Source organism: Bradyrhizobium forestalis, assembly GCF_002795245.1.
GTDB lineage: Bacteria > Pseudomonadota > Alphaproteobacteria > Rhizobiales > Xanthobacteraceae > Bradyrhizobium > Bradyrhizobium forestalis.
In genome coordinates this window covers 116,271-142,465 of record NZ_PGVG01000019.1, presented here as the reverse complement: position 1 = coordinate 142,465, position 26,195 = coordinate 116,271, and the positions used below count along the sequence as shown (strand labels likewise).

At 64.8% G+C, this 26,195-nt stretch carries 27 protein-coding genes and 1 riboswitch; of the genes, 15 read left to right on the top strand and 12 right to left on the bottom strand.

The window, feature by feature from the left end; all coding sequences use genetic code 11:
- Positions 1–334 precede the first annotated feature (334 nt).
- From CVM73_RS22525 to CVM73_RS22490, 6 genes are all read left to right on the top strand, one after another.
- Entirely contained in the window at positions 335–1,990 is a 1,656-nt protein-coding gene (locus CVM73_RS22525) for a bifunctional metallophosphatase/5'-nucleotidase (RefSeq protein WP_100234038.1), read from the top strand.
- Between the two features lie 133 nt (positions 1,991–2,123).
- Entirely contained in the window at positions 2,124–3,053 is a 930-nt protein-coding gene (locus CVM73_RS22520) for a histone deacetylase family protein (protein WP_100234037.1), read from the top strand.
- Positions 3,054–3,126: 73 nt separating this feature from the next.
- Positions 3,127–3,378, top strand: coding sequence for an exodeoxyribonuclease VII small subunit (locus CVM73_RS22515; protein WP_061021206.1), 252 nt, complete (start codon positions 3,127–3,129; stop codon positions 3,376–3,378).
- 628 nt (positions 3,379–4,006) lie between these two features.
- Positions 4,007–5,935, top strand: a complete 1,929-nt coding sequence (dxs, locus tag CVM73_RS22510) for a 1-deoxy-D-xylulose-5-phosphate synthase (protein ID WP_100234057.1) — start codon at positions 4,007–4,009, stop codon at positions 5,933–5,935.
- A 324-nt stretch (positions 5,936–6,259) separates the two neighbouring features.
- Positions 6,260–6,994 (top strand): TlyA family RNA methyltransferase, encoded by a 735-nt coding sequence (locus CVM73_RS22495; protein ID WP_100234036.1) that lies wholly within the window; start codon positions 6,260–6,262, stop codon positions 6,992–6,994.
- Positions 6,987–8,234, top strand: a complete 1,248-nt coding sequence (locus tag CVM73_RS22490; RefSeq protein WP_100234035.1) for a class I SAM-dependent RNA methyltransferase — start codon at positions 6,987–6,989, stop codon at positions 8,232–8,234. The genes CVM73_RS22495 and CVM73_RS22490 overlap by 8 nt, the downstream gene beginning before the upstream one ends.
- Positions 8,235–8,244: 10 nt before the next feature.
- On the opposite strand, the gene CVM73_RS22485 is transcribed toward CVM73_RS22490, so the two are convergent.
- Genes CVM73_RS22485 through CVM73_RS22465 form a run of 5 tightly spaced genes read right to left on the bottom strand, consistent with a single transcriptional unit; the run spans position 8,245 to position 13,175 of the window.
- Positions 8,245–9,096, bottom strand: coding sequence for an ABC transporter permease (locus tag CVM73_RS22485; protein WP_100234034.1), 852 nt, complete (start codon positions 9,094–9,096; stop codon positions 8,245–8,247).
- Positions 9,097–9,098: 2 nt separating this feature from the next.
- Entirely contained in the window at positions 9,099–9,944 is an 846-nt protein-coding gene (locus tag CVM73_RS22480) for an ABC transporter ATP-binding protein (RefSeq protein WP_100234033.1), read from the bottom strand.
- The gene (locus CVM73_RS22475) at positions 9,941–10,987 is read right to left on the bottom strand and encodes an ABC transporter substrate-binding protein (protein WP_100234032.1); all 1,047 of its coding nucleotides are present in this window, start codon (positions 10,985–10,987) and stop codon (positions 9,941–9,943) included. Before CVM73_RS22475 ends, CVM73_RS22480 begins: the two co-directional genes overlap by 4 nt.
- Before the next feature lie 41 nt (positions 10,988–11,028).
- Entirely contained in the window at positions 11,029–12,243 is a 1,215-nt protein-coding gene (locus CVM73_RS22470) for a CaiB/BaiF CoA transferase family protein (protein WP_100234031.1), read from the bottom strand.
- Positions 12,240–13,175, bottom strand: coding sequence for a hydroxymethylglutaryl-CoA lyase (locus CVM73_RS22465; RefSeq protein WP_100234030.1), 936 nt, complete (start codon positions 13,173–13,175; stop codon positions 12,240–12,242). The genes CVM73_RS22470 and CVM73_RS22465 overlap by 4 nt, the downstream gene beginning before the upstream one ends.
- On the opposite strand from CVM73_RS22465, the gene CVM73_RS22460 reads away from it, so the two are divergent.
- Positions 13,150–14,172 (top strand): GntR family transcriptional regulator, encoded by a 1,023-nt coding sequence (locus CVM73_RS22460; protein WP_245452405.1) that lies wholly within the window; start codon positions 13,150–13,152, stop codon positions 14,170–14,172. The genes CVM73_RS22465 and CVM73_RS22460 overlap by 26 nt on opposite strands.
- Before the next feature lie 185 nt (positions 14,173–14,357).
- Positions 14,358–15,353: an Acg family FMN-binding oxidoreductase gene (locus tag CVM73_RS22455; RefSeq protein ID WP_245452404.1), complete on the top strand. Its 996-nt coding sequence runs from the start codon at positions 14,358–14,360 to the stop codon at positions 15,351–15,353.
- A gap of 97 nt (positions 15,354–15,450) precedes the next feature.
- Here the strand turns inward: CVM73_RS22455 and CVM73_RS22450 are convergent, their stop codons facing one another.
- Positions 15,451–16,050, bottom strand: coding sequence for a hypothetical protein (locus tag CVM73_RS22450; protein WP_100234028.1), 600 nt, complete (start codon positions 16,048–16,050; stop codon positions 15,451–15,453).
- A gap of 109 nt (positions 16,051–16,159) precedes the next feature.
- Between CVM73_RS22450 and CVM73_RS22445 the strand changes: the two genes are divergently transcribed.
- Positions 16,160–16,426 (top strand): nucleotidyltransferase domain-containing protein, encoded by a 267-nt coding sequence (locus CVM73_RS22445; RefSeq protein WP_100234027.1) that lies wholly within the window; start codon positions 16,160–16,162, stop codon positions 16,424–16,426.
- A gap of 91 nt (positions 16,427–16,517) precedes the next feature.
- Here CVM73_RS22445 and CVM73_RS22440 read toward each other — a convergent pair whose 3' ends face one another.
- Positions 16,518–17,153, bottom strand: a complete 636-nt coding sequence (locus CVM73_RS22440; RefSeq protein WP_167406987.1) for a hypothetical protein — start codon at positions 17,151–17,153, stop codon at positions 16,518–16,520.
- Between the two features lie 165 nt (positions 17,154–17,318).
- Positions 17,319–18,182: a DUF1194 domain-containing protein gene (locus CVM73_RS22435; protein WP_100234025.1), complete on the bottom strand. Its 864-nt coding sequence runs from the start codon at positions 18,180–18,182 to the stop codon at positions 17,319–17,321.
- Between the two features lie 327 nt (positions 18,183–18,509).
- Positions 18,510–18,586, top strand: a riboswitch (Fluoride riboswitch).
- Positions 18,587–18,696: 110 nt separating this feature from the next.
- Here CVM73_RS22435 and CVM73_RS22430 point away from each other — a divergent pair.
- Genes CVM73_RS22430 through clpS form a run of 5 tightly spaced genes read left to right on the top strand, consistent with a single transcriptional unit; the run spans position 18,697 to position 21,434 of the window.
- Positions 18,697–19,899: an MFS transporter gene (locus CVM73_RS22430; protein ID WP_167406988.1), complete on the top strand. Its 1,203-nt coding sequence runs from the start codon at positions 18,697–18,699 to the stop codon at positions 19,897–19,899.
- A 19-nt stretch (positions 19,900–19,918) separates the two neighbouring features.
- Positions 19,919–20,308 carry a fluoride efflux transporter CrcB gene (crcB, locus tag CVM73_RS22425; protein ID WP_430641316.1) on the top strand — a complete coding sequence of 130 codons (390 nt, stop codon included), beginning with the start codon at positions 19,919–19,921 and terminating at the stop codon, positions 20,306–20,308.
- A gap of 6 nt (positions 20,309–20,314) precedes the next feature.
- Positions 20,315–20,740, top strand: a complete 426-nt coding sequence (gene crcB, locus CVM73_RS22420) for a fluoride efflux transporter CrcB (protein WP_100234024.1) — start codon at positions 20,315–20,317, stop codon at positions 20,738–20,740.
- Positions 20,741–20,742: 2 nt separating this feature from the next.
- Positions 20,743–21,084, top strand: a complete 342-nt coding sequence (locus CVM73_RS22415; protein ID WP_100234023.1) for a DUF190 domain-containing protein — start codon at positions 20,743–20,745, stop codon at positions 21,082–21,084.
- Between the two features lie 44 nt (positions 21,085–21,128).
- Entirely contained in the window at positions 21,129–21,434 is a 306-nt protein-coding gene (gene clpS, locus CVM73_RS22410) for an ATP-dependent Clp protease adapter ClpS (RefSeq protein WP_100234022.1), read from the top strand.
- 43 nt (positions 21,435–21,477) lie between these two features.
- On the opposite strand, the gene CVM73_RS22405 is transcribed toward clpS, so the two are convergent.
- The 4 genes from CVM73_RS22405 to fabI form a co-directional block, all read right to left on the bottom strand.
- A complete protein-coding gene (locus CVM73_RS22405; RefSeq protein ID WP_100234021.1) occupies positions 21,478–22,668 on the bottom strand; it encodes an adenylate/guanylate cyclase domain-containing protein in 1,191 nt (396 codons plus the stop codon).
- A gap of 195 nt (positions 22,669–22,863) precedes the next feature.
- Positions 22,864–23,952 carry a chorismate synthase gene (aroC, locus tag CVM73_RS22400; protein ID WP_100234020.1) on the bottom strand — a complete coding sequence of 363 codons (1,089 nt, stop codon included), beginning with the start codon at positions 23,950–23,952 and terminating at the stop codon, positions 22,864–22,866.
- A gap of 145 nt (positions 23,953–24,097) precedes the next feature.
- On the bottom strand, positions 24,098–24,697 hold the full coding sequence (locus CVM73_RS22395; RefSeq protein ID WP_100234019.1) for a histidine phosphatase family protein: 600 nt from the start codon (positions 24,695–24,697) through the stop codon (positions 24,098–24,100).
- 12 nt (positions 24,698–24,709) lie between these two features.
- Positions 24,710–25,525, bottom strand: a complete 816-nt coding sequence (gene fabI / locus CVM73_RS22390) for an enoyl-ACP reductase FabI (protein WP_027570972.1) — start codon at positions 25,523–25,525, stop codon at positions 24,710–24,712.
- A gap of 173 nt (positions 25,526–25,698) precedes the next feature.
- Between fabI and CVM73_RS22385 the strand changes: the two genes are divergently transcribed.
- Entirely contained in the window at positions 25,699–26,187 is a 489-nt protein-coding gene (locus tag CVM73_RS22385) for a sigma-70 family RNA polymerase sigma factor (RefSeq protein WP_027570971.1), read from the top strand.
- The last annotated feature ends 8 nt before the right edge of the window (positions 26,188–26,195 follow it).

Genomic DNA, 26,195 nt, shown 5'->3' with positions numbered 1-26,195 from the left:
GCCTCGGAGGATGGACCGGCTACGCCTCGGAGCGGCCACCAGGTCCCATCACTATGCGCAGAGGGTGGCACCGCTTCAAGCAAATGTCAGCCGGTTGGAGGCTCCGAGATATGTGCACGCCTTAGCCTTGTGGGAGAGGGTGGCTCGCCGCAAAGCGGCGAGACGGGTGAGGGGTTGTTTCCGCGAGCACCTCTCAACATTGTTATTCGCTGATAGAACCCTTCATCCGGCGCTTCGCGCCACCTTCTCCCACAAGGGGAGAAGGGAAGAAAGCAGCGCCCTTTCACGACAATGCTTCGTGAAATCTTCGCGTGGAGCGACTAGTCTCGGTTCCATGCAATACCGATCCATCCTTGCCGCACTCGCGCTGACCTGCGCCCTCCCCGCCTCTGCCCAGACCGCCGCCCCCGTCGAGCTGCGCATTCTCGCGATCAACGATTTCCATGGCAATCTGCGGCCGCCGCCGGGCGGCATCCGCATCAATGACCCTGAAGACAAGACCAAGAAGGTGATGGTGGCGGCCGGCGGCGCCGAGTACATGGCGACGCTGGTGAAGCAGCTGCGCGAGGGGCACAAGAACACCATCTTCGTCGCCGCCGGCGACCTGATCGGCGCGAGCCCGTTCCTGTCGGCGATGTTCCACGACGAGCCCTCGATCGAGTCGCTCTCGACGATGGGCCTTGCGATCACGTCCGTCGGCAATCACGAATTCGACGAGGGCAAGACCGAGCTGCTCAGGATGCAGAACGGCGGCTGCCATCCGCTCGACGGCTGCCAGGGACCGCACCCCTTCACGGGGGCCAAATTCCGTTATCTCGCGGCGTCCACCGTCGAGACCGCGACCGGCAAGAGCGTGCTGCCGCCCTACGAGATCCGGGAATTCGACGGCATCCCCATCGCCTTCATCGGGCTGACCTTGAAGGAGACCGCGGGCATCGTCTCGCCAGCGGGCATTGCCGGGCTCGAATTCCGCGACGAAGCCGAGACGGTGAACGCGCTGGTGCCGCAACTGAAGGCGCGCGGCGTCGAAGCGATCGTGGTGCTGATCCACCAGGGCGGCGAGCCCGCCGGCGACTACAATGAATGCCCTGCCATCACGGGGCCGATCGTCGACATCGTGAAGAAGTTCGACCGCGCCGTCGACGTCGTCGTCAGCGGCCACACCCATCGCGCCTATGTCTGCGATATCGACGGGCGGCTCGTCACCAGCGGCGACAAATACGGCACGCTGGTCACCGCGATCGACCTCAAGCTCGATCCCGCAACGCGCGACATCGTCAGCGCCAAGGCCGAGAATGTCATCGTCGCCAATGCTTCGCTGGCCAAGGATCCCGAGCAGAGCGCTTTGATCGACGCCTACGACAAGCTCTCTGCGCCGATCGCCAACCGGCCGGCCGGTTCGGTGACGCAGATACTGTCGCGCGTGCCGAACGAGGCCGGCGAACGTGCGCTTGGCGATATCATTGCCGACGCGCAATTGCTCGCAACCCGCGATGCGAAGGATGGCAGCGCTGTCATCGCGCTCCCCAATCCCGGCGGCATCCGCACCGACATCGTTCCGAAGGAGAATGGCGCGATCACGTTCGGCGATGTCTTCGCCAGCCAGCCGTTCCGCAACCGCCTCGTCACCATGACGCTGACGGGCAGCCAGCTCAAGGACATGCTCGAGCAGCAGTGGCTGGACCCGAAGCGGCCGCGGATTCTCCAGGTGTCGAACGGGTTCGCCTATACTTGGGATGCATCAAAGCCATTCGGTGAGCGCGTTAGCCTCGAGAGGATGATGCTCAACGGCAGGCTGATCGAACCTGGAACCGGCTACCGCGTCACGCTCAACGACTACCTCGCCGTCGGCGGAGACGGGTTTACCGTCGCCAAACAGGGCACGTCGCCGCAATATGGCGGCTACGACGCGGACGCGCTGTTCGCGTTCTTCCGGGCGCACGGGCCGATCGGTCCGCTGCCGCCTACCCGCATCCTGCGCGTGAATTGATCCGGATCAAACGGGCCGGATCGGGACGACCCTTTGCCATTGCCGGCCAAACGCCTAGATTGGGTTTTGCATTGCGTTTTGGCGCCGGATGCGCCAACGACGTCAAAAGCCCGTATCCCATGAGGCCGACCTGATGAGCACGCTTCTCCTTTCCCATAAGGCCTGCCTCGACCATGTCACGCCGCCGGGACACCCTGAGAGGCCGGATCGCCTGCGCGCGGTGGAAGAAGCTTTGTCGCATGAGCGCTTCCAGTTCCTGGCGCGCGAGGAGGCGCCGGAGGGCGATCTCGATCTCGTCACGCTCTGCCACAACGAGCATTACGTCACCGAGTTGCGCCACATCGCTCCGACCAGCGGGCAGGTCTATATCGACGGCGACACCTCGATGTCGCCGGGCACGTGGGAAGCGGTGATGCGCGGCGTCGGCGGCGCGGTTGCGGCGACCGAAGCGGTGATGACGGGCGAGCACCGCAACGCCTTCGTTGCGGTCCGCCCGCCCGGCCATCACGCCGAGATCGGCAAGCCGATGGGCTTCTGCTTCTTCGACAATGTCGCGATCGCCGCGCGCCATGCCCAGCGCAAATACGGCATCAAGCGCGCGGCCATCGTCGATTTCGACGTGCATCACGGCAACGGCACGCAAGACATCTTCTGGTCGGACCCGACCGTGATGTACTGCTCGACGCACCAGATGCCGCTGTTTCCAGGCACCGGGGCGAAGAGCGAGCGCGGCGATCACGACACCATCGTCAATGCGCCGCTTGCCTCTGAGGACGGCGGCCCGGAATTCCGCTCCGCGTTCGAGAATCTGATCCTGCCGCAGCTCGAAAAATTCAGCCCCGAGCTCCTGATCGTCTCCGCCGGCTTCGACGCGCATTATCGCGATCCCTTGGCTTCGCTGAACCTGCGCGCCGAGGACTATGCCTGGGTGACACGCAAGCTGATGGACCTCGCCGACAAGACCGCCGGAGGCCGCATTGTTTCGGTGCTCGAGGGCGGCTATGACCTGCAAGGACTGAAAGAATCTGTTACGGCGCATGTCGGCGCCCTGATGGGCGCTTGACGCACCCGCCACATTACGCCCGCAAAACTCTGCTCTCTCAAAGGTGAAGCGAATCGGGCAATCGGAAACGGATATGGCCGAAAATACTCAAGTCGACGTCTCCAGGCTCACCTTCGAGCGCGCGATCGAGGAACTCGAAACGATCGTGAAGCGGCTCGAGGACGGCAAGGTGCCGCTCGAGGAATCCGTGACGATCTATGAGCGTGGCGAGGCCCTGAAGCGCCGCTGCGAGGAACTGTTGCGCCAGGCCGAGGCCCGCGTCGACAAGATCACCACCGATGCCAGCGGCCAGCCCACCGGCACTGCTCCGCTCGACGTCCAGTAAAGACTTTCCCGCTCAGTCTCCTGACGATGCAGGGCCGCGCGAGACGCAGGGCCGCGCAAGACGTTTTCACGGGGAGTGTGGCCGCCGCATCCTTTTCAGGATCGCACGGCACTGTTCCGTGAACCATCGCGGTTCCGTGCCGGTGGAATTGATGCCGTCCCCGTTCCTGAATCGGCTGCTGAGGGCGCGAAAAAGCTCTCATTCAGGCAAAAAAAGCCTGCCAAGGAACCGAGCAAGGCCGGAACCCCCTATCCGGGCCAAGGTTAACCACCCTGGCCCACCGGTTGCATCTGCATACCCCTAATCGGTCCGGCGGGTTGGCTTTGGCCCAAGCTTTGGTGTAAAGCTGCGCGGAGTGTGGCTTTTTGTAAGCCTTGCGTGGGCACCGATTACCAACGACAAGCGCTTCAAACTGCTAATGAAATTGGCTTGGGACGGACGAAGCCGATCTAAGTGACAGGGATCACAGAGACTGAACCGGAGCGCACTTAAGCTTACCTAAGCTTGAAGACGGGGCCTTGCCCCGTGCAGGTGGCTCCGACGGTTTGAGGACTCGCGCTGCGCCGATATTGTGCAAACCCATCGCGCACCGGAATGACCTTCCGGCGCTGACAAATTGGAAATCGCCGTGAACGCATACAGTAAGACGCCGCTTCTCGACACCATCCGGACGCCGGAAGACCTGCGCAAGCTCAAGGTCGAGCAGGTTCGCCAGGTGGCCGACGAGCTGCGGCAGGAGACCATCGATGCCGTCTCGGTGACCGGCGGTCACTTCGGCGCGGGCCTCGGCGTGGTCGAGCTCACCACCGCGATCCACTACGTCTTTGACACGCCGCGCGACCGGCTGATCTGGGACGTCGGCCACCAGGCCTATCCGCACAAGATCCTCACCGGCCGACGCGACCGCATCCGCACGCTGCGCACCGGCGGCGGCCTGTCCGGCTTCACCAAGCGCAGCGAGAGCGACTACGATCCGTTCGGCGCGGCGCATTCCTCGACCTCGATCTCCGCCGGCCTCGGCATGGCGGTGGCGCGCGACCTCTCCGGCGGCAAGAACAACGTTATCGCCGTGATCGGTGACGGCGCGATGTCGGCCGGCATGGCCTATGAGGCCATGAACAATGCGGGCGCGATGAACTCGCGCCTGATCGTCATCCTCAACGACAACGACATGTCGATCGCGCCGCCGGTCGGCGCCATGAGCGCCTATCTGTCGCGGCTCTACTCGGGCAAGACCTATCGCACGCTGCGCGATGCGGCCAAGCAGATCAACAAGCGCCTGCCCAAGATCCTCGCCAACCGCGCCAATCGCGTCGAAGAATATTCCCGCGGCTTCATGATGGACGGCGGCACGCTGTTCGAGGAGCTCGGCTTCTATTATGTCGGTCCGATCGACGGCCACAACCTCGACCATCTCCTGCCGGTGCTGAAGAACGTCCGCGACATGGAGACCGGCCCGATCCTGGTCCACGTCGTGACGCAGAAGGGCAAGGGCTACGGCCCGGCTGAAGCGTCCGCGGACAAGTACCACGCCGTCGTCAAGTTCGACGTCGCGACCGGCACCCAGGCCAAGGCCAAGCCGAACGCGCCGGCCTATCAGAACGTGTTCGGCCAGAGCCTCGTCAAGGAAGCGCAGAAGGACGACAAGATCGTCGCCATCACCGCGGCGATGCCGTCGGGCACCGGCGTCGACATCTTCAACAAGGCCTTCCCCGATCGCACCTTCGATGTCGGCATCGCCGAGCAGCACGCGGTGACCTTTGCCGCAGGTCTTGCGACCGAAGGCTACAAGCCGTTCTGCGCGATCTACTCGACCTTCCTGCAGCGCGGCTACGACCAGATCGTGCACGACGTCGCGATCCAGAACCTGCCCGTCCGCTTCGCCATCGACCGCGCCGGCCTTGTCGGCGCCGACGGCGCGACGCATGCCGGCTCGTTCGACAACGCCTATCTCGGCTGCCTGCCGAACATGGTGATCATGGCGGCTAGCGACGAAGCCGAGCTGGTGCACATGGTCGCGACCCAGGTCGCAATCGACGACCGTCCGAGCTCGCTGCGCTATCCGCGCGGCGAAGGCCGCGGCGTCGAGATGCCCGAAGTCGGCATTCCGCTCGAGATCGGCAAGGGCCGCATGATCCGCCAGGGCAGCAAGATCGCCCTGCTCTCCTTCGGCACGCGCCTCGCCGAATGCGAGAAGGCTGCTGACGAGCTCGCCGCCCATGGCCTGTCGACCACGATTGCGGACGCGCGCTTCATGAAGCCGCTCGACACCGAGCTGGTGCTCAAGCTCGCCCGCGACCATGAGATCCTGATCACGATCGAGGAAGGCTCGGTCGGCGGTTTCGGGTCGCACGTCGCGCAGTTCCTGACCGATCAGGGCGTGCTCGACACCGGCATGGTCAAGTTCCGCTCGATGGTGCTGCCCGACGTGTTCCAGGACCACGACACGCCGGCCGCGATGTACGGCCGCGCCGGCCTCGACGCCAAGGGCATCGTCGCCAAGGTGTTCGAGGCGCTCGGCAAGGACGTGAAGACCGAGACGGTCAAGCTGGCTTGATGGTTTCACCTCTCCCGCTTGCGGGAGAGGTCGACGCGCAGCGTCGGGTGAGGGCTTTCGCCTCTTGAAGGTTCTTCCTCGCGGAGACAACCCTCTCCCCGGCCCTCCCCCGCAAGCGGGGGAGGGAGCAGAGCATGCGCTGTGGCGCATATCTCGATCCCACATCTTCTCGCTTCATGAAATGTCGGCCGTGTCAGCTGCCCGCTGGTGACGCCGGCCAAGATGCCCATCGACGTCCGACGATCTGGCCGCGTTCGAGCTTGCGTCCGGATGGCGGCCGCGTGATTGATCGCTACATTAGCCTTTCATCGCCCCGGAGATCCGATGTCCCCTCCCCGCAAGCGCGCGGATGTATTGCTGGTCGAGCGCGGCCTGTTCGAGAGCCGGGCGCGGGCACGCGCGGCCATCGAAGCCGGGCTCGTCACGGCCGATGACAAGCGGGTCTCGAAACCGTCGGAGACGATCGCTGAGGACGCGGTGATCCAGGCCGAGCCCGCGCACCCCTACGTCTCCCGCGGCGGCGTCAAGCTCGCCGGGGCGCTGGAGCGATACCCGATCGATATCGAGGACCATGTCTGCCTCGACGTCGGCGCCTCCACCGGCGGCTTCACCGAGGTGCTGCTGGCGAACGGTGCCAGCCTGGTGTTCGCAATCGACGTCGGCAGCAGCCAGCTGCATCCCTCGCTGCGCGATCATCCGAAGATCGTGTCGATGGAGGAGACCGACATCCGCAGTTATGAGGGCAAGCGCCTGCCGGCGCGGCCCGATATCGTCGTGATCGACGTCAGCTTCATTTCGCTGAAGACGGTGCTGCCGGTGGCGCTGTCGCTGGCGGCCGCGCCGATGAGCCTGCTGGCACTGATCAAGCCGCAATTCGAGGCGGACCGGAAGCACAACAAGAAGGGCATCATCCGCAACGCCGCCGTGCACCAGGAGATCTGCGACGACATCGCGGCCTTTGCCGCTTCGCTCGGCTGCACCGACATCGAGGTGTTCCCCTCGCCGATCACGGGCGGCGACGGCAATATCGAATTCTTCCTGGGCGCGCGCCGTGGTTGAGCGCATCAAGATCGATCATGTCGGCCATCGCGGTGACGGCGTCTGCCTCGAGGCCGGCGAAGCAATCTATGTGCCCTACACGCTCGGTGGCGAGACCGTCGAGGTCGATCATGTCGCGGGCCACCATCCCGACCGCCGCAAGCTGCTCGCGGTGGAGGTCGCAAGCCCCGAGCGCGTCGAGCCGTTCTGCCCGCATTTCGGCGTCTGTGGCGGCTGCGCCATCCAGCATTGGGCGGCTGAGCCGTATCGCGCCTGGAAACGCAATATCGTGGTTGAAACGCTGGCGCAGGCCGGCATCGATTGCGAGGTGGCGCCGCTGGTCGATGCCCACGGCGCCGGGCGCCGGCGCATCACGCTGCACGGCCGGTTCGGCACGCACGACATCCTCAAGGTCGGATTCTCTGCGACGAGCTCGCATGACGTCATTCCGATTCATCGCTGTCCCATCCTCGATCCCGCGCTCGACGGCGCGCTTGATGCGGCCTGGGCACTGGCCGAGCCGCTGACATCCAGGATGCCGGTGACGAAGCCGCTCGATATCCAGGTCACCGCCACCGCCAACGGCCTCGATATCGACGTGCGCGGCTCCGGCCCGCTGCCGACGCCGCTGGTGACAGTGCTGTCGCGCGTCGCCGAGCAGCATCGCCTGGCACGACTGACCCGGCACGGCGAGCTGGTGCTGCAACGCCTGCCACCGACGGTGAAGATGGGCCGCGCGGAGGTGACGCTGCCGCCGGGCTCGTTCCTGCAGGCGACGGTGGCGGGCGAGGAGACGCTTGCGGCACTCGTCACCGAGCGCATCGGCAAGGCCAAGGAGGTCGCCGATCTCTTTTGCGGCGTCGGCCCGTTCGCTCTGCGGCTCGCCGAGAAGGCCCGCGTCACCGCCTATGACAGCGACGCCGGCGCCGTCGCGGCCCTCGCGAGAGCCGCGCGCACGCCGGGCCTGAAGCCGATCAGGTGCGAGCCGCGCGATCTGTTCCGCCGCCCCCTGGTGCCGCAGGAGCTGCGCGATTTCGACGCCGTGGTGTTCGACCCGCCGCGCCAGGGCGCGCAGGCGCAGGCGTTGAAGCTCGCCGCGAGCAAGGTGCCCATCGTGGTCGCGGTGTCCTGCAACGCCGCAACCTTTTCCCGCGACGCGCGGCTGCTGATCGACGGCGGCTATCGGCTGGAGGCGGTGGTGCCGGTCGATCAGTTCCGCCACACGCCGCATGTCGAGCTGGTGGCACGGTTCAGCCGGTAACGCCAGGCTGCTACGCCGAGGCCTCGAATTGCGGCTGCCATCGCAAGAGGTAGGACTGCAGCGAGCGTACCGCGATCGCCAGCAGGATGCCGACGAACATCATGACGAAGATGGCGACCATCATCTCGCTGGCATTGGCGCGCGCCTCGGCTTCGATGATGAGCTTGCCTAGCCCACGTTCGGCGCCGATGAATTCCCCGACGATGACGCCGATCAGCGCAAAGGATACGGCGGGCAGCAGCGACGCAAATACCCAGGCGAGCGCGGAGGGGATCACGACCGTGCGCAGCACCGTGAATTCGCTGGCGCCGAGCAGACGGGCGGCGGCAATCTGATCGCGGTCGACCGCACGCGTTCCCTCGAAGGTGTTGAAGAACACCACGAAGAACACGACGAGCCAAGCGGTTGCGATCTTGGAGAGATCGCCGAGGCCAAAGATCAGAATGACGAGCGGTACCAGCGCGATGCGCGGTATCGAATTGAGCGCGACGATGTAGGGTCCGAACACGCGGGCAAGGAAGTCCGAACGGCCGAGGACTAGGCCGGCCGCGATGCCGCTCGCCGAGCCGAACAGAAAGCCCCACCAGGTGTTCTTCAGCGTGACGAGCGTCGCAAGCCACAGATTGTTGTCGTTGCCCGTGATGCAGGCGGCGAAGCCGTTCGTATCGGCAAAGCAGCCGAGGCGCAGGAAGCTCTGCCAGATCAGCGACGGCTTGGCGACGAAATAGGGATCGAGGATCTTCGGCACGTAAGCCTTCGGCAGCAGCGCCTTGCTCCATTCGAAGCCCCACTGCCAGACGACGAGAACGACTGCGAGAATGGCCAGTTGCCAGAACAGGATGACGATGCGGCTGTTGGACATGGTCAATCGGCCCTGGTGCGGCGGAATTCTTCGCCGAGGGAATGCCAGATGTGGGAATAAAGCCTGCCGAACTCGGCGGTCTCGCGCACGGCGACGGGATCGCGCGGACGCGGGATGGCGACGTCGAAATCTTCCTTGAGCCGCCCGGGCCGCGCCGAGAGCAGGATGATGCGGCTCGCCAGCGTCAGGGCTTCGCCGAGATCGTGCGTCACGAACAGCACAGTCTGCCGCTCGCGCTCCCAGATCTCCAGCAGCGTCTTGTGCATCTCGAGCTTGGTGTGGGTGTCGAGCGCACCGAACGGCTCATCCATCAGCAGGATCTCGGGCTCCAGGATCAGCGTGCGCATCAAGGCAACGCGCTGGCGCATGCCTCCGGACAGCATCCGCGGAAAGCTCTGCGCAAAGCCCGAGAGGCCAGCCTTCTCGACAGCCGCAGCAACCCGTCCTGCGCGCTCGGTCCTCGGCAGTCCCGCGATCTCCAGCCCATAGCCGATGTTCTGCTCCACGGTCCGCCAGGGAAACAGCGTATCGCGCTGGAACACGTAACCAACCCTGGGGTTGACCTTGCCGGTTTCGACTGTGTCCTCGTCGATCAGGATGCGTCCGCCCGAGCGCGGCAGCAGCCCCGCAACCATGTTGAGGATGGTGCTCTTGCCGCAGCCGGATGGACCAAGCAGGGCGACGAATTCGCCCTGCTTGACCTCGAAGGACACGTTGTCCACCGCCACGAACTCGCGGCCGGACGCGTTGAAGCGCTTGGCAAGCCCCTGCACGGCGATGCGCGTACGCGCTGCCGCCGTTTGATCCTCATGCGCGAGCGCGAGGCCCTGGCCTGGCGCGGCGATCATTTGTATTTCGCCCTGGCCGCCTGGAGGAAGCTCATGTCGACGACATCCTCATATCTGGTCTCGGGAATATCGGTTCCCTTGCGGTACCAGGGCTTGGCGCCGCGTTCGAACGAGGCTTTTTCGATGACACCGTCATAGGCCCAGGTCGACTTGTCGAAGCCGAGCTCGGCGCTGACCGCATCGGGGTCGATCCCTGCGAAGTATTTCGGCGTGACCAGCGCCTGCACCTCCGCGAGCGGCGTCGCCTTCACGAACGCCATCGCACGGTAGATCGCATTGACATAGGCCTGCACCATTGCCTTGTCCTGCTCGACCGTGTCCTGGAGCGTGTAGATCACGAGCACGGGCAGCGTCCCGCCGAAATCCTTCTCGAACACACCGGGCTTGGACGTGTCGTAGATCGTCCTGCCAAAGCCTTTCTTCTCGACCTCGACGATCCAGCTCGGCGGCGCCATGATGGCGTCGAACTGCTTGGTCTGGAGCGAGGGGAACATCGTGTTGGTGCCGCCGCCCGCAACCCAGTTCACCTTGCCGCCGAGCCCGCGCGCCTCGAACACATAGGTGCCGAACACCCAGGTGCCCGACCCGATGGCGGTCGCCGCGACGATCGGCTTGGCGCCGTCGGCGCGCTTATAGTCCGCGAGCTTCTCGACCGAATTGATGCCGCTGTCGTAGAGGTCCTGCCGGACCATGATGCTGGCGTAGGAGCACACCATCTCGGTCGCGAGCAGGATCTTGCAGGGCTTGCCGCGCGCACCGAGCTGGAGCGGATGGCTGGCATCGCCATGCGCGAACAGCGCCTGCCCCGCCGCCAACGTCTGGCGGCCGAACGTGCCGGCATTGCCGGTGACGAGCTTGGAATCGAGCCCTTCGTCCTTGAAGTACCCCTTCAGCTCCGCGATCATGCCGATGGCGTAGACCGGCGAGACCGGCCCGAACGCGAGCGAGACCTGCTTGGCCTCGGCGCGCAACTGTCCCGGCAGCAGCGATGCGCCGGCCCACGCGGAGCCCGCGATCAGCGCCTGGCGCCTGGTGATGCTCATGTGCTCCTCCTCCCTTGGTTTTGTTCGGTTGCGTCGATCGGTCAGGACGGAGCGACCTTGATCGTCCCCGCTTGCCGCAGCACTTCTATGTCCTTCGCAGACATCCCGATCTCGCTCAGGATCTCGCCGCTGTGCTCACCGATCTCAGGAGGGTCGTAGCGGTTGGGCAGGCGCCTTCCGTCCATGGAAATCGGCAAGAGCGGCGTCTTGGCCTCGCGGCCGTCAGGAAGCCGAATGTCGGTCAGGCCACCCGACCGGTTCAGATGCGGGTCGTCGAAGAGATCGCCGGGCTTGTTCACCGGCGCGTAGGGTAGATCGAGCTGCTCGAGGCGCGCGGCGAGATCGGCCTTGTCCCATTGCTTGAAGATCTTCGCGATCTCCGGGATAAGCCAGTTGCGATGATCGACGCGGTCGTTGCTCGTCGCAAAGCGCGGGTCAGCGAGCCAGGCTTCACGATCGAAGGCGCGGCAGAATGCCTCCCATTGCTCTTCACCGACGATGGTGACGAACAGTTTCGAGCCGTCCCTGGTATCGAAGAGGTCATAGACCGGCCACGGGCTGTCCTTGATCGAATACGGGATCGAGGGCTGGCCGCTGACCACCTCGCACATCATGGCCTGCGCCATCAGGAACACGTTGTTCTCGTACAGCGCGCTCTGGATGTAGCGACCTCGGCCGGTGCGCTGCCGTTCGGCGAGCGCAGCCTGGATCGCGATCACGCCGAACATGCCGCCCATGACATCGTTGACCGAGGCGCCGGCCCGCATCGGCCGGTCTGGCAAGCCGGTCATGTAGGCAAGGCCCCCCATCATCTGCACGACTTCGTCGAGCGCCAGGCGGTTCTCGTACGGGCCGGGCAGATAGCCCTTGAGCGAGCAATAGATCAGGCGAGGCGCGAAGGCCGCGACGCTCTCGTAGTCGAGACCGATCCGCTTCAACAGGCCCGGCCGGAAGTTCTCGATCAGGACGTCGCTGCTCTCGATCAGCCTGCGTGCGACGGTCTGGCCTTCCGCGGTCGACGTATCCAGCGCGATGCTGCGCTTGTTGCGGCTGTAGGTCGCAAAGAAGCCGGCGGCGGGCCCTTTGAAGGTGCGGGTGCGGTCCCCCTTGGGCGGCTCGACCTTGATCACGTCGGCGCCGAGATCGGCGAGGATCAGGCCGCAGCTCGGCCCCATCACCATCTGGCTGAACTCGATCACCCGAAGGCCCGCCAGCGGACGAAGCTCCGATGCCGTCTCACGCGCAGCCATGGTCATGCCGCGCTCCGCAGGACCTTGGGGACACCGGCCTCGTGCAGATGTCCGGTCAGATGTTTTGCCGGGATATGGCGGGCGAGAATCTCACGCGTCTGCATCAGGCGGTCGAGGTCGATGCCGGTGGAGAGTCCCATGCGCTCCAGCATGAACACCAGATCCTCGGTGACGATGTTGCCCCGCGCGCCGGGGGCAAAGGGACAGCCACCGAGGCCGGACACTGCGGCATCGAAACGGCGGATGCCCGCTTCGAGGCCGGCGACGGCATTGGCAAGTCCGGCACCGAGCGTGTCGTGCAGATGCAGCCGCAGGGTCATTTGCGACCCAACCTCGCGCTGCACCGCCGCGACGATCTGCCGGATCGATTTGGGCGTCGCATAACCGACGGTGTCGGCAAGCCCGATCTCGTCGGCACGGGCTTCGGCAAAAGCCCGCGCAACCCGGCACACGGCTGCTTCGCTCACCTCGCCTTCCAGCGAGCAGCCGAAGGAGGTGGAGATCGCGCCCATCAGTTGCGGCCGCTGCCCCACCGGCCGGGCGTCGATCGCGGCGCGGACCGCGCGAAACCCCTCGACCTGCTCGTCGACCGAGCGGCGCACATTGGCGCGGTTGTGCGTCTCGCTGGCCGAGATGACGAAATAGACGGCGTTGACGCCTGCTGCGATGGCGCGCTCGGCGCCCTTCGGGTTCGGCACCAGCGCACCGATGGTCGCCGATTTGTGCGTGAGCGCATGCGCCATCACCGCGTCGACGTCGGCGAATTGCGGCACGACCTTCGGCGGGACGAACGACCCGGCATCGATCTCGCGGACACCCGCAGCGGCGATTGTGTCGATCAGCGCGCATTTGGCTTCGGTCGGGACGAAGATGTCCAGGTTCTGGAGACCATCGCGGGGGGCGACCTCGCAAATGTGGACATCGGGCGCGCGTGCCATCGGGCTCTCCCTGGTCGATTGTATATTGTTGCATAAAAGAACAATCCATGGGACAGTCTGTCAAGCCCTAAAACTTGCGTGCACCGCAATGAGCGCATCCGACAGTTCCCGACAACGCAGCGACAAGAACGGTTCCGAACGCGCCGAACATCTCGCCGGGCTGATCATGGCGCTCGCCCGACGCGAAGGCATGAAGGCCGGAGACCGCCTGATCGAACAAAGGCTTGCAGATGCGCTGGACCTTTCGCGCGCGCCGATCCGGCTCGGCCTGAAGGCGCTGGAAGCGGCGGGGCTGGCGCGCGGCGAGCCGCATCGCGGCTTTGTGCTGGCAAAGAATCCGACCAGCGGCGCGGCCCAACCAGCGCTCGCGGCCGTCAGGCGCAGCGAGCAGGTCTATGCGACCATCGCAGGCGACGTGCTCGCGAGCCGGCTCTCGGCCGACGTCACGGAGGCCGAGCTGATGCGCCGCTATAGCCTCAGCCGGGCCGAGCTACAGCGGCTGCTGGACCGGATCGCCGCCGAGGGCTGGATCGCACGCCTGCCCGGCTATGGCTGGCGCTTCGCAGAGACGGTCTCGAGCCCCGAAGCTCAAGCGCAGGCCAAGGCGTTTCGCGCGGTCATCGAGCCGGCGGCGATCATGCAGCCCGGCTTTGCACTGCCGCAGGAGGTGATCGTACGCTTGCGGGAGCGCCAACAGCGTGTGTTCGAGGGCGAACTTGACAAGATGACGATCGGCGAGATCTTTCACTCCGGCTGCGAATTCCATGAAGAGATCATCCGCGGAGCGGGCAACCCCTTCTTTCTGGAAGCGCTCAAGCGGGTGAACTCGATCAGACGCCTGTTCGCCTATCGCAGCTTCGCCGACCGTGACGGCATGCGGCGGCATGTGCGCGAGCATTTGCGCTTGCTCGACGTTCTGGAAACGCGACGTTACGCCGAAGCAGCCGACCTGATGACCCGGCACCTGCAACGCCCGCTGGTGGCGGGCGTGTCGTGATACTCAAACCAAATTGCTGCCATCCCAGCTTGATTCCGGTCAATCGTTCTCGCGTCCGTTGGTGCTAACGCATCCTGCGCAACGGCAGGGAGCGGACGTTCGTGTTCAACCGACGGCAGTTCATCACAACCGCGCTCGGGTTGTCCGCGGCTGCGGTCAGCGTGTCTCCTGCCACAGGAGCAACGATGACCTACCACGAGGTGGTGGATGCATCGCGGGCTCCGCTGCAAGCCGCGCCGAGGGATCGCGAGCTCGTGCGCTTTGCTACCCTCGCGGCCAACAGCCACAACACCCAGCCGTGGATCTTCTCGGTTCGCGGCAATGTCATCGCGATTGCACCGGATTTCACGCGCCGCTGTCCGGCTGTCGATCCGGACGATCATCACCTCTTCGTCAGTCTCGGCTGTGCCGCCGAAAACCTCATCCTCGCCGCGTCCACGCTCGGCTGGCACGCAGATCCGGTCGTGGACGGCGATCGCATCGTGATCACGCTCGAGGAGGCCCCTCCTGCGGCATCGGCACTGGCCGACGCAATTCCCGTCAGGCAATGCACCCGTGCGGCCTTCGCCGGCAAGCCTGCCGCGCCCGAGATCTTGCACCAGCTCGAGAACGCCTGCCGCGAACCCAACGTCACGGCGATCCTGATCACCGAGCGTGCGGGGATGGCGAAAGTCACCGACTACGTGCTCGAAGGCAACTCGGCGCAGATGCGCGACACGGCGTTCATGCACGAGCTCGTCAGCTGGATCCGCTTCAACGAGGCGGAGGCGCTCGCGACCATGGACGGGTTGTTCTCCCCCGCGTCGGGAAACCCCTCGCTGCCTTCATGGCTGGCACGGCCGGTTCTGAAGCTCTTCTTCACCGAGCGCGGCGAAAACAAGAAATACCGCGAACAGCTCGACAGCTCCGCAGGCGTCATCGTGCTCGCCGCCGATCGCAGCGACAAGTCGCATTGGATCGCGGTCGGCCGCGCCTGCCAGCGTTTCGGCTTGCAGGCGACCGCGCTGGGACTGAAATATTCCTTCGTCAACCAGCCGGTTGAGGTGGCGGCACTGAGGCCGCAATTTGCAACCTGGCTCGGACTCGGTGGACGGCGCCCCGATATCGTGATGCGCTTCGGAACCGGCCCGAACCTGCCGAAATCGCTGCGGCGTCCGCCGGAGCTGGTGATGCAATCCTAAAGCGCGATGAGATTTGGATGAATCGTCATCGCGCTTTAGGGCTTTGTTTGAGCATGATCTTTTCGGAAAACCGCTTCACACTTTTCCGGATCATGCTCTAACGCCGCAATCCGCCCAGCGCCGGGGACTCGCCGGGCAGCATCGATGAGTTGATGTCGCTGTCGATGCGGCCCGATTGCTGCTGGGTGTAGCCGACGCCGAACGACAGGCTGAGATTGGAGGTCGGCTTGAATTCGACACCCGCAAACCCGCCATAGCCGGGCGCGGCGCTGGAGGTGAGCGGCGCCAGCGAGCTGCCGATGCCGTTGCCGAATTTCAGCGTCTCGAAACCAGCGAAGAACGTGACGGGCATGCCGCCGGCCGTCTTGGTGTTGTAGCCGAACTGCGTGCTGTCATAGGACAGCGCGCTGAAATTGCCGGCCGAACCGGCCTGATTGAAGCCGCTCCAACCAAAATTGCCGCGCTCGCTGCCGACGAAGAAACCGTTCGCATAGCTGGTGCGCCAGGCCGCATCGCCGGCATTGAAGCTCGGGAAGTTGCCGTAGATGTCGGAGCTCTGGCCGGCGCCTCCACCGAGGCCGAAAGGCCCGCCGGGGATCCAATATCTCAGCGGCGCGACTTGCGCCTGAGCCGGCTCTCCGCCGAGACAGAGCACTGCGAGAGCTGCAAGGAGACATGAACGTGCGAGGTTGGACATTCAGATGACCGTCAAGAACTTTCGAAATTATACTCCTCGACCATCATCAATGCCAGCGGAGTGACCGCACCGGCCTCGCGGCCGCAAGCCTTTCGGGGAACTGCACCTGATGCCGCACGATCCGTTGCTCACCCGCCTGAAATCCGTTCTTGCCGACGTGCCGGGCGTCCAGGCTGTCGTGCTCGGCGGCTCACGCGCGCGGGGCAGCGCGCACGCGGCGTCGGACTACGATATCGGCCTCTATTATAAGACGGCGATTCCGCTGGACACCGAACGGGTGCTGGCCGCCGCGAAGGACATCGCTGACGATCCCGCCGCCACGGCCGTGACGCCACTTGGTGGAGCAGTCCGACCAAATCTGGCAACGCGTCGCTGATGGCGGCTTCGCACAGGCCTGCGCAATGCTGCGGCAAGTCGACCAGCAATTGAAGACGTTGACGCAACCCGGCGGGACACCGCCGTGAACGCTATGCCGTCTTGTCGACGGAAGACGACGAATCCGCCGGCGGATATTTCGTCACCGGCACCATGAAGGATTTCGTGCCGACCTGATAGATGACCTTGCCGTTCTGTCCGTCGTCGGTCGCGATCTGCGCCTGCCCAAACATGATGACGTTCTTGTAGACGATGCCGGTGCCCTGGCGGGTGATGCCGTCCGTGGTGACGCTGACCTGCGCCTCCTTGCCGTTGACGGCGAGCACCTTGAAGCTCGCGCTCTTGCCGTTGGCGGACGAATATCCGCCCCAGCTTCCCATCAGGCGGCTGTCGGAAGCCGGCGGGTCCTGCTTCTCGAGATTCGCGGTCTGCTTGCCGGCGCCCCCGAAGGAGAACAGCAGCACCATGTTCTTGCCGTCCTTGGTGCCGACCGTGACCCCGCCGAAGGTAATGAGCGTGCCCTTAACTTCGGCAAAGCCGCGCTCGGTGTGCCCGTTATGGGTGTACTCAACCTGCGCCCGGGCCCCACGGATGTTCACGACCTTGAAGCCGACGGGCTGGTTGTTGCCCACCCAATTGCCCTTCCAGTCACCGATCAGCGCGCTCTGGTGATACAGCCGCTCGTTGGCGGGCGAAATCTGGCTGGTGCTCGATGTGACGATGGCCATTGGATTGCTCGGTGGACGGGTTCGACGAACCCGCTCTCGTTCGCGCGTCCGACAGCAGCGATCGGAAACGAACTGAAACGACCGGATTAGGGCCATGTACCGGTTAACGAGCGGTTAAATTCAACCACCGGGCGAGATGAGGCGAAACGTCCCAACGGGGGCGCGCTAGCGTCCCCAGCGATCGGACCAGATCTTCTCGCCGATCAGGCAGTTGACGCGCGGCTCCTTGTCGGCAACGCGCATCACGGGACGCTCCGGCGTGCGGCCGGCGACTTCCATCAGCAGCTTGGTACGGATCGCTTCCTTGAACTTGTCGCGGTCCTTGATCGTGATGACGAAGGAGCCGGGCCCTCCGATGACGCAGTCCTCGTAGTAGAAATCGAGATTGTCGATATCCATGGTCGAATAGGACGGCTCCTTGACCATGATCGGCAGGCCGTTGATGACGACGCCCTTCTCGAGCGCGGCATCGCGCGCCACCGTGACCGGACCGCCATTGTTGTTCGGACCGTCGCCGGAAATGTCGATGACACGGCGCAAGCCCCGATAGGGATCCTCGTCGAATAGCGGCATCGCGAAAGTGATCGCGCCGGAGATCGAGGTGCGCGAAGCGCGCCGGATCGGTGTCTTCATGATCTCGGCGGCGACCGCATCCGCCGTCTCGGGACCATCGACCAGCCGCCAGGGAATGATGATCTTCTGGTCGCTGGAGGCGGCCCACTCGAAATAGGTCACCGCGATCCGGCCGTTCGGGCCGAGCTTCAGCGCCTGCAGGAACTCCTTCGACTGGATGGCCTGCGCATATCCCTCGCGCTGGATCGCGAGCTCGTCCATGTCCATGGAATAGGACACGTCGACCGCGAGGATCAGCTCGACGTCGACCGTCTGCGCATCCTTGTCGGCCGCAAGCCGCTGCGATTGAGTTTTGGGCGATTCGAATTTGGGTCCTGGTGCCGCGATGCCCGCGACGTCCCCTCCGGCAAACATGCCGGCCACCAACACAGCCCCGATCGAGAACAGCAAACGCATCGCAGTCTCCCGTCGTATGACGCGATGGTGACATGCAATCGCCTTGCCGCAAAGGCCGAAGATCGCTTGCGCTTCACATTCGAGTTAAGGAATTGGCACGCGCCACGCAAAGCTGCCGCCATGTTGCCGCGCTTGCGCCGCGGGAACGCTCGCGATCTCGCGAGCTGTCATTCCGGGACTCGCAAAGCGAGAACTCCGGCGCGCCCTTGCGCGCCTGAGAATCTCGAGATTCCGGGTTCGATGCTGCGCATCGCCCCGGAATGACGGTGCCAGTGGAGACACGGCTCCCGCCCACTTGCCCGGCACGATTTCCATGCTAGGGTTGGCCGCACAGATGGGGATGGAGTCCCCCGACAACCGCCCGGCGGTCGACGACCTCGTGGGCTGATGACTTCTGCTTGAGGAGAGGCGATGTTTGGGCCTCTGCCTTTGGCGGGAGCATGAATATACCCGCCGATGGCGGGTTTTTTGTTGCCTGGTGGCGAAGGCCAAAGGAGAAGGCGAAGACGTGACGATGACGACACCGAATGCTGCGCGCACCACGCTGCCCAAGGGGATCTGGGTGCTCGGCTTCGTCTCGATGCTGATGGACATTTCCTCCGAGATGATCCACGCGCTGCTGCCGGTCTATCTCGTCACCGTGCTCGGCGCTTCCACGCTCACCGTCGGCTTCATCGAGGGGATTGCGGAGGCGACAGCCGCGATCACGAAGATCTTTTCCGGTGCGCTGTCGGACTGGCTCGGACGCCGCAAGCTGCTCGCCGCGCTCGGCTATGGGCTTGCCGCCTTCACCAAGCCGCTGTTCCCGCTCGCCCCCAGCGTCGGATGGCTGGTTGCCGCTCGCTTCATCGATCGCGTCGGCAAGGGCATTCGCGGTGCGCCGCGCGATGCGCTGATCGCCGATATCGCCCCCCTCGGCCTGCGCGGCGCGAGCTTTGGCCTGCGGCAGTCGCTCGATACCATCGGCGCATTCGTCGGACCACTCGCAGCGATCGGCCTGATGTGGTGGACGGCTGACAATTTTGCCCTCGTGTTCTGGGTGGCGGTGCTGCCGGGATTCTTGTCCTTCGGCTTGATCGCGTTCGCGGTAGACGAGCCGGAGCCCGATCCAAGCCGGGAGCCCGCGGAGAATCCGCTCAATCTCGCCGCGATGCGGCAGCTCGGAGCGGTCTATTGGCGTGTCGTGGCAGTCGGGATCGTCTTCACGCTGGCGCGCTTCAGCGAGGCCTTCTTGATCCTGCGCGCGCAGAACACCGGGCTCAATGCCATGTGGGTGCCAGCGGTGCTGGTGCTGATGAACATCGTCTATGCCCTGTCGGCCTATCCGGCCGGCGTGCTGTCGGACCGGATCAACCGGACCGGCCTGCTCGCGCTCGGCCTCGTTTTCCTCGCCGGCGCCGACCTCGCGCTGGCGCTGCTGCCGAATCTGGCTGGCCTCGCGCTCGGCGTCGTGCTGTGGGGCCTGCATATGGGATTGACGCAAGGGCTGCTCTCCGCCCTCGTCGCCGACGCCGCGCCGCCGAGCCTGCGCGGCACCGCATTCGGCTATTTCAACCTGTTCACCGGGCTTGCCTTGCTGGCCGCGAGCGTGATCGCGGGCGCCTTGTGGGACGCCTACGGTCCGGCAGGAACGTTCCTTGCGGGGCTCGGCTTCGCGCTGGTTTCGCTCGTGGGGCTGCTCGCCGTCGGCAACGGTCTGGCGGCAGAGAAAAAGTGATGACGGGGGGCTGTTCATCGTGCTGAGCGGAGCAATTGCGGTCGTGATCGGCAGCGCGCTGGGCGGCTGCGCGCGCTATTTCGTCTCCGGCGCGATCGCACGGCGGTTGGGCGAAACCTTTCCGTGGGGCACCATGACCATCAACGTCACCGGCGCCTTCCTGATCGGCATTTTGGGCGCGCTGGCGACGCATTCGGGTTCGGTCTTCGCCTCCCCCAATCCATGGCTGTTCGCCGTGACCGGATTTCTCGGCTGCTACACCACGGTGTCCTCGTTCAGCCTGCAAACGCTGACACTCGCGCGTGGCGGCGAGCCGCTCTCGGCGCTCGGCAATGTCGTGTGCTCGGTCGGGCTGTGCCTCGCCGCCGTCAGCTGCGGCTTCCTCCTTGCGGATCGTCTGGGAGGCTAGAGGCTGATGAGCTCCCCTTCCGCCGAGCGCTGGCGCAGCTTCGTGCTCTACGCCTGGGTTGCGGCCGGCAGCGTCGTCGGCGGGCTGACGCGTTATCTGGTCGGGCTCGCGCTCGACACCGGGCCGGGCTTTCCTTTTGCGACGCTGTTCATCAACGCGACCGGCTCCCTGATCATCGGCTTCTACGCGACGCTGACCGGCCCCGACGGCCGCGTGCTGGCGCGGCCCGAGCACCGACAATTCGTCATGACCGGGTTTTGCGGCGGCTACACCACCTTCTCGGCCTTCAGCCTGGAGACCTTCCGCCTGCTCCACGGCGGCATGAAGTACACGGCGCTCGCCTATGTCGCGGCATCCGTGATCTGCTGGCTGGTGTCGGTATGGGCAGGGCATATGATGGCGAGCCGCTACAATCGCTTGACAAGGAGCTGAGCATGCAAATCCCCGATCAGGCTGTGTTACTGCGCATCTTCATCGGCGAGAGCGACCATTTCGACGGCAAGCCGCTCTATGAGGCGATCGTGATGACGGCGCGCGAGCGACATCTGGCCGGCGCCACCGTGCTGCGCGGTCCCATGGGCTTCGGCAAGTCCAGCCGGCTGCACACCTCGAAGATCCTGCGACTGTCGGAAGACCTGCCACTGCTGATCGAGATCGTCGACAGCGAGGATAACATCAACGCATTCCTGCCCATCCTGGACGGCATGATGTCGAGCGGTTTGATCACCTTGGAGAAGGTGCAGGTCCTGCAATATGGTGCGAAGGCCGCGGGCTGATCGCTGCGGCAGGGAACCCAAAGCCGCCGTGTCCAGGAGGCGGAATGAACGACGCCGTCACCAAGCCGAGAAGCAGGACAAAGACCAAGGTCGAGCGGCCGCGGCTGCACAAGGTCATCCTCATCAACGACGACTACACGCCGCGTGAGTTCGTCACCTTGGTGCTGAAGGCCGAGTTCCGCATGAGCGAGGATCAGGCCTACAAGGTGATGATTACCGCCCACAAGCTTGGCGCCTGCGTCGTCGCCGTATTCACCAAAGACGTCGCCGAGACCAAGGCCACGCGCGCCACCGACGCCGGCCGCGCCAAGGGCTATCCGCTGCTGTTCACGACGGAGCCGGAGGAATAGCGCTTCGTCTTGCGACGATGAACGACATTCAGCTCATTGCGCGTCAAGCCATTACCACCGGTGTCTCCTCGGCGAGCCCATACACACGCTGCGCCTTGGAAAACCCCGCGATCGGAAATTCGCCGAGCTCGTGCCAATCGTGGCGGCAGACATTGGCAAAACCTTCCGAGGCGACGACAGTCCGCCCCAGGCGAGCTGTGATCTTCTCCAGCCTTGCGGCAAGGTTGACGGCGGGGCCGATACAGGTGAAGTCGAGGCGGTTGCCGCCGCCGATATTGCCATAGAGAATGTTGCCGACATGCAGCGCGACGCCGAAGCGGAAACGCTCGACGGCGTCGCCGACCGGGTGCGCCAGCGCCTCGACGCTGGCGCGGGATTCGCGCGCCGCCTCCAGCACCCGCGCGCAGACATGGGCGGCATCTCCGACATATTCATCGATCGGGAACACCGCAAGCAGGCCGTCGCCCATGAACTTCAGCACCTCGCCGCCATGGCCCCGGATCGCGGTGACCTGGCAGTCGAAATATCCGTTGAGGATCTCGACCACGGTCTCGGCCGGCAGCCGGTCCGACAGCGCAGTAAAGCCGCGCAGGTCCGAGAGCCAGATCGCCGCCTGCATGGTGTCGGTATGGCCACGGCGGATCTGGCCGCCGAGGATGCGCGCGCCGGCGCGGTTGCCGACATAGGTGTCGAGCAGCATCTCGGCGGTACGGCGCAGGCTGATGATCTCGCTGACGCGCGCAAGCGGCGCAATGATGGCCCGGATCGCCGCAATGTCGTCGTCGCTGAAGCCGCCGGGATGCTGCGTGATCCAGCTCGTCGCGTGGATGGAACCATCGAGAAACGGCACCGGCACCGCAATATAGTCGGTCGCGCCTTCAGCGCGCATGTCGTCGAGAAACGGAAAACGCTTGCCGTCGGGATCGTTCGCGCGCCCCCTGACCTCCAGCCCCTGCTCGAACACGACGCGGAGCGGGCTGCGGGCGAATTCGGGGGTCTCCAGGATCTCGAAATCGACGCTGCCGATTTCGACGTCCTCGCCCTGCTTCCAGATGAAGTTGCGGCCGAAGATTTCCGGATGCAGTGTGCGGATGAAGATGCCGAACCGCCACAGCGGCAGGCCGGCCGCGACCAGACGTTCGCAGAAATCTGCGATCATCTCGGCCGGCTCCACCGACGACCAGGCGCCGTCGATCAGCCAGTTGGAGATGCGCTGGAACTGGAAGCTGTTCATGTCCGCATTTGCGGACGAAGTTGTGGGCCCGTCAAGCTGCTCGGAGAGCTAGTGCCGCGACGGGAGGTTCACCTCTCCCCGTCGGGGAGAGGTCGGATTGATATGGGGCCGCGGCAGACCGTGGAGTCTGTAACCCCTCACCCGGATCGCATCTTCGATGCGATCCGACCTCTCCTTACGGGAGAGGTGAAGAAGTCAGCGTCCCACCTGGCCGCGGTCGCGCAGGAAATGATCCGCCAGCACGCAGGCCATCATGGCTTCGCCGACAGGAACGGCGCGGATCCCGACGCAGGGGTCATGGCGGCCCTTGGTGAAGATCTCGGTATCGGCGCCTTTCCGATCGACGGTAAGGCGCGGCTGCAGGATCGACGACGTCGGCTTCACCGCGAAACGCACCACCACCGGCTGTCCTGTGGAGATGCCGCCCAGCACGCCGCCGGCATGGTTGGACAGAAAGCGCGTGCCGTCATTGCCGGTGCGCATCTCGTCGGCGTTCTCCTCGCCGGTGAGCTCGGCGGCGCCAAAACCGGCGCCGATCTCGACGCCCTTGACGGCGTTGATGGTCATCATCGCAGCCGCGAGATCGGAATCGAGCTTGGCGTAGATCGGCGCGCCAAGTCCCGCCGGCACGCCTTCGGCAACGACTTCGATCACCGCACCGATCGAGGATCCACTCTTGCGGATGCCGTCGAGATAGGTCTCGAAGAACGCGGCCTTGTCCTTGTCGGGACAGAAGAACGGATTCTTGGCGACCTCGTCCCAGTCCCACTTCGCGCGATCGATCTTGTGCGGGCCGATCTGCACCAGCGCGCCGCGCACCTTCACGTCAGGCAGCACTTTCCGCGCGATGGCGCCGGCGGCAACGCGCATTGCGGTCTCGCGCGCCGAGGAGCGCCCGCCACCGCGATAGTCGCGCAGGCCGTATTTGGCCTCATAGGTGAAGTCGGCGTGACCGGGACGAAACTTGTCCTTGATCTCCGAATAGTCCTTCGAGCGTTGGTCGGTGTTCTCGATCAGGAGGCCGATCGGGGTGCCCGTCGTCACCTGCACGCCGGTCTCCGGATGCGCCATCACGCCGGACAGGATTTTGACCTGGTCCGGCTCCTGGCGCTGGGTGGTGAAGCGCGACTGGCCGGGACGGCGGCGGTCGAGGTCCTTCTGGATATCGGCCTCGGTGAGCGGAATCATGGGCGGGCAGCCGTCGACCACGCAGCCGATCGCCACCCCGTGGCTCTCGCCAAAGGTGGTGACGCGGAACATGTGGCCGAAGGTGTTGAAGGACATGCTTGGCTGTCGCCTGTGCTTACTCTTTACATAAACGTTGTATGTCAACGTCGTAGCCCCGAGGGCCACGGCATTCAACCCTGTTCCCGTCATTCCGGGGCGATGCGCAGCATAGAACCCGGAATCTCGAGATGACGGGATGGAATTAGCTAAACTTCTCCAGCCGCCCGTCGCGGAACACGTAGACGGCGCCCTGCTCGATATAGAGCTCGGCGGCGGTGGCGGGGGTCTCGAGCCCCAAGGCCACCATCAGGGCCCGGCAGGTGCCGCCGTGGGCGACCGTGACGGTATCGACCAGAACCGACTCGTACCAGTCGAGCATACGCAGCTGCACGGCGGCATAGGTCTCGCCGCCGCTTGGCGCCACCGTCCATTTGTCGGCGAGGCGCCTTGCATAGACATCGGGATCCGAGGCCTCGCTTTCCGCCAGCGTCAGCCCCTCCCAGACACCATAACCGATCTCGCGCAGGCGGTCGTCGAGGGAATAGTCGGCAGGCCGCAGCTCGAGCTTGCCGCGCGCGAGCTCCATGGTCTGACGCGCACGCCCGAGCGGGCTCGACACGTAGGGCAGCGCCGCTCTGTCCCTGCCGTCGCGCTTGAACAGATCAGCCAGAACGCCGGCAGCGTGCACCGCCTGACCACGGCCGCGTGCGTTCAGCGGGACGTCCTTGGTGCCCTGGAGCCGGCCGAGCGCGTTCCACTCGGTCTCGCCATGGCGAAGGAAGTAGATCGTGGGCACCGGCATGTCGGCTGAAAGTTAATCCTTGCCACTCAGCGAGATGTCAGGCGCGTCCGGGCGCTTCATGCCCAGCACGTGGTAGCCGGAATCGACATGATGCACCTCGCCGGTGACGCCGCGCGAGAGGTCGGAGAGGAAATACAGCGCGCTGCCGCCGACGTCTTCGGTCGAGACGTTGCGCCGCATCGGCGCGTTATATTCGTTCCACTTCAGGATATAGCGGAAATCGCCGATGCCGGAGGCGGCGAGCGTCTTGATCGGCCCCGCCGAGATCGCGTTGACGCGGATGTTCTTCTCGCCGAGATCGGCGGCGAGATAGCGCACGCTGGCTTCCAGCGCCGCCTTGGCCACACCCATCACGTTGTAATGCGGCATCCACTTCTCGGCGCCGTAATAGGAGAGCGTGATCAGCGAGCCGCCGTCCGTCATCAGCTTCTCGGCGCGTTGCGCCACGGCCGTGAACGAATAGCAGGAGATCAGCATCGACTTCGAAAAATTCTCCTGCGTGGTGTCGACGTAGCGGCCGTCGAGCTGCTCGCCATAGGCGATCGCATGCACCAGGAAGTCGATCTTGCCCCACTTCTCCTTTAGCACCGCGAACGCGGCATCGATGGTCGCGGCATCAGTTACGTCGCAATGACCGAGCACGAGACCGCCGATCTCGGCGGCAAGCGGCTCGACGCGCTTCTTCAGCGCATCGCCCTGGTAGGTGAAGGCGAGCTCGGCACCCGCGGCATGGCATGCCTTGGCGATGCCCCAGGCGATCGAGCGGTTGTTGGCAACGCCGAGGATCACCCCGCGCTTGCCCTGCATCAGACCTGAATTCTGCGCCATTTTTGAACGTCCCGTCGAGCTCTCGTTGAGGTCTGGAGGTACACCAGCCCTCCCCTGCGGTACAGCCCTAATCCGCGGCGTTAACGCTGTTTCGAGTGCCGGAATAGCCGTTCCGTTCGGGTGTTATGATGGTTGAGGCGCTCGCGCCGAACGCTGGGGACATCAAGACCGCAATGAATGCGTTTCGCCAGAGTGTGGAAGCCATGATCCCGGCGTTGCGCCGCTATGCCCGCGCGCTCACGCGCGATGCGGATGCGGCCGACGATCTGGTGCAGGACACCTTGGTGCGCGCGCTCCGTTCGGAGCGATTGTTTCTCGGAGGCGACGTCAGGAGCTGGCTCTATACGATCCTGACCAACCTCAACAAGAACCGGCGGCGCTCGCTGGCAAGGCGCCCGCAATTCATGCCGCTGACGGAGAACAACCCGGATGCCAGCGGGACCGAGGCCGAAGGACGCGACATCGAGAAGGCGCTGGCCACCCTCGTCGAGGAACAGCGTTCGGTGCTGCTGCTGGTGATGCTGGAAGGCATGAGCTATCGCGAGGTCGCCGACATCCAGGGCGTGCCGATCGGCACCGTGATGTCGCGCCTGGCGCGCGCCAGGGCCCACGTCAAAGCCTCGCTGGAGGGCGAGCGCCCGGCGCTCAGGCGGGTGAAATGAGGACGGAA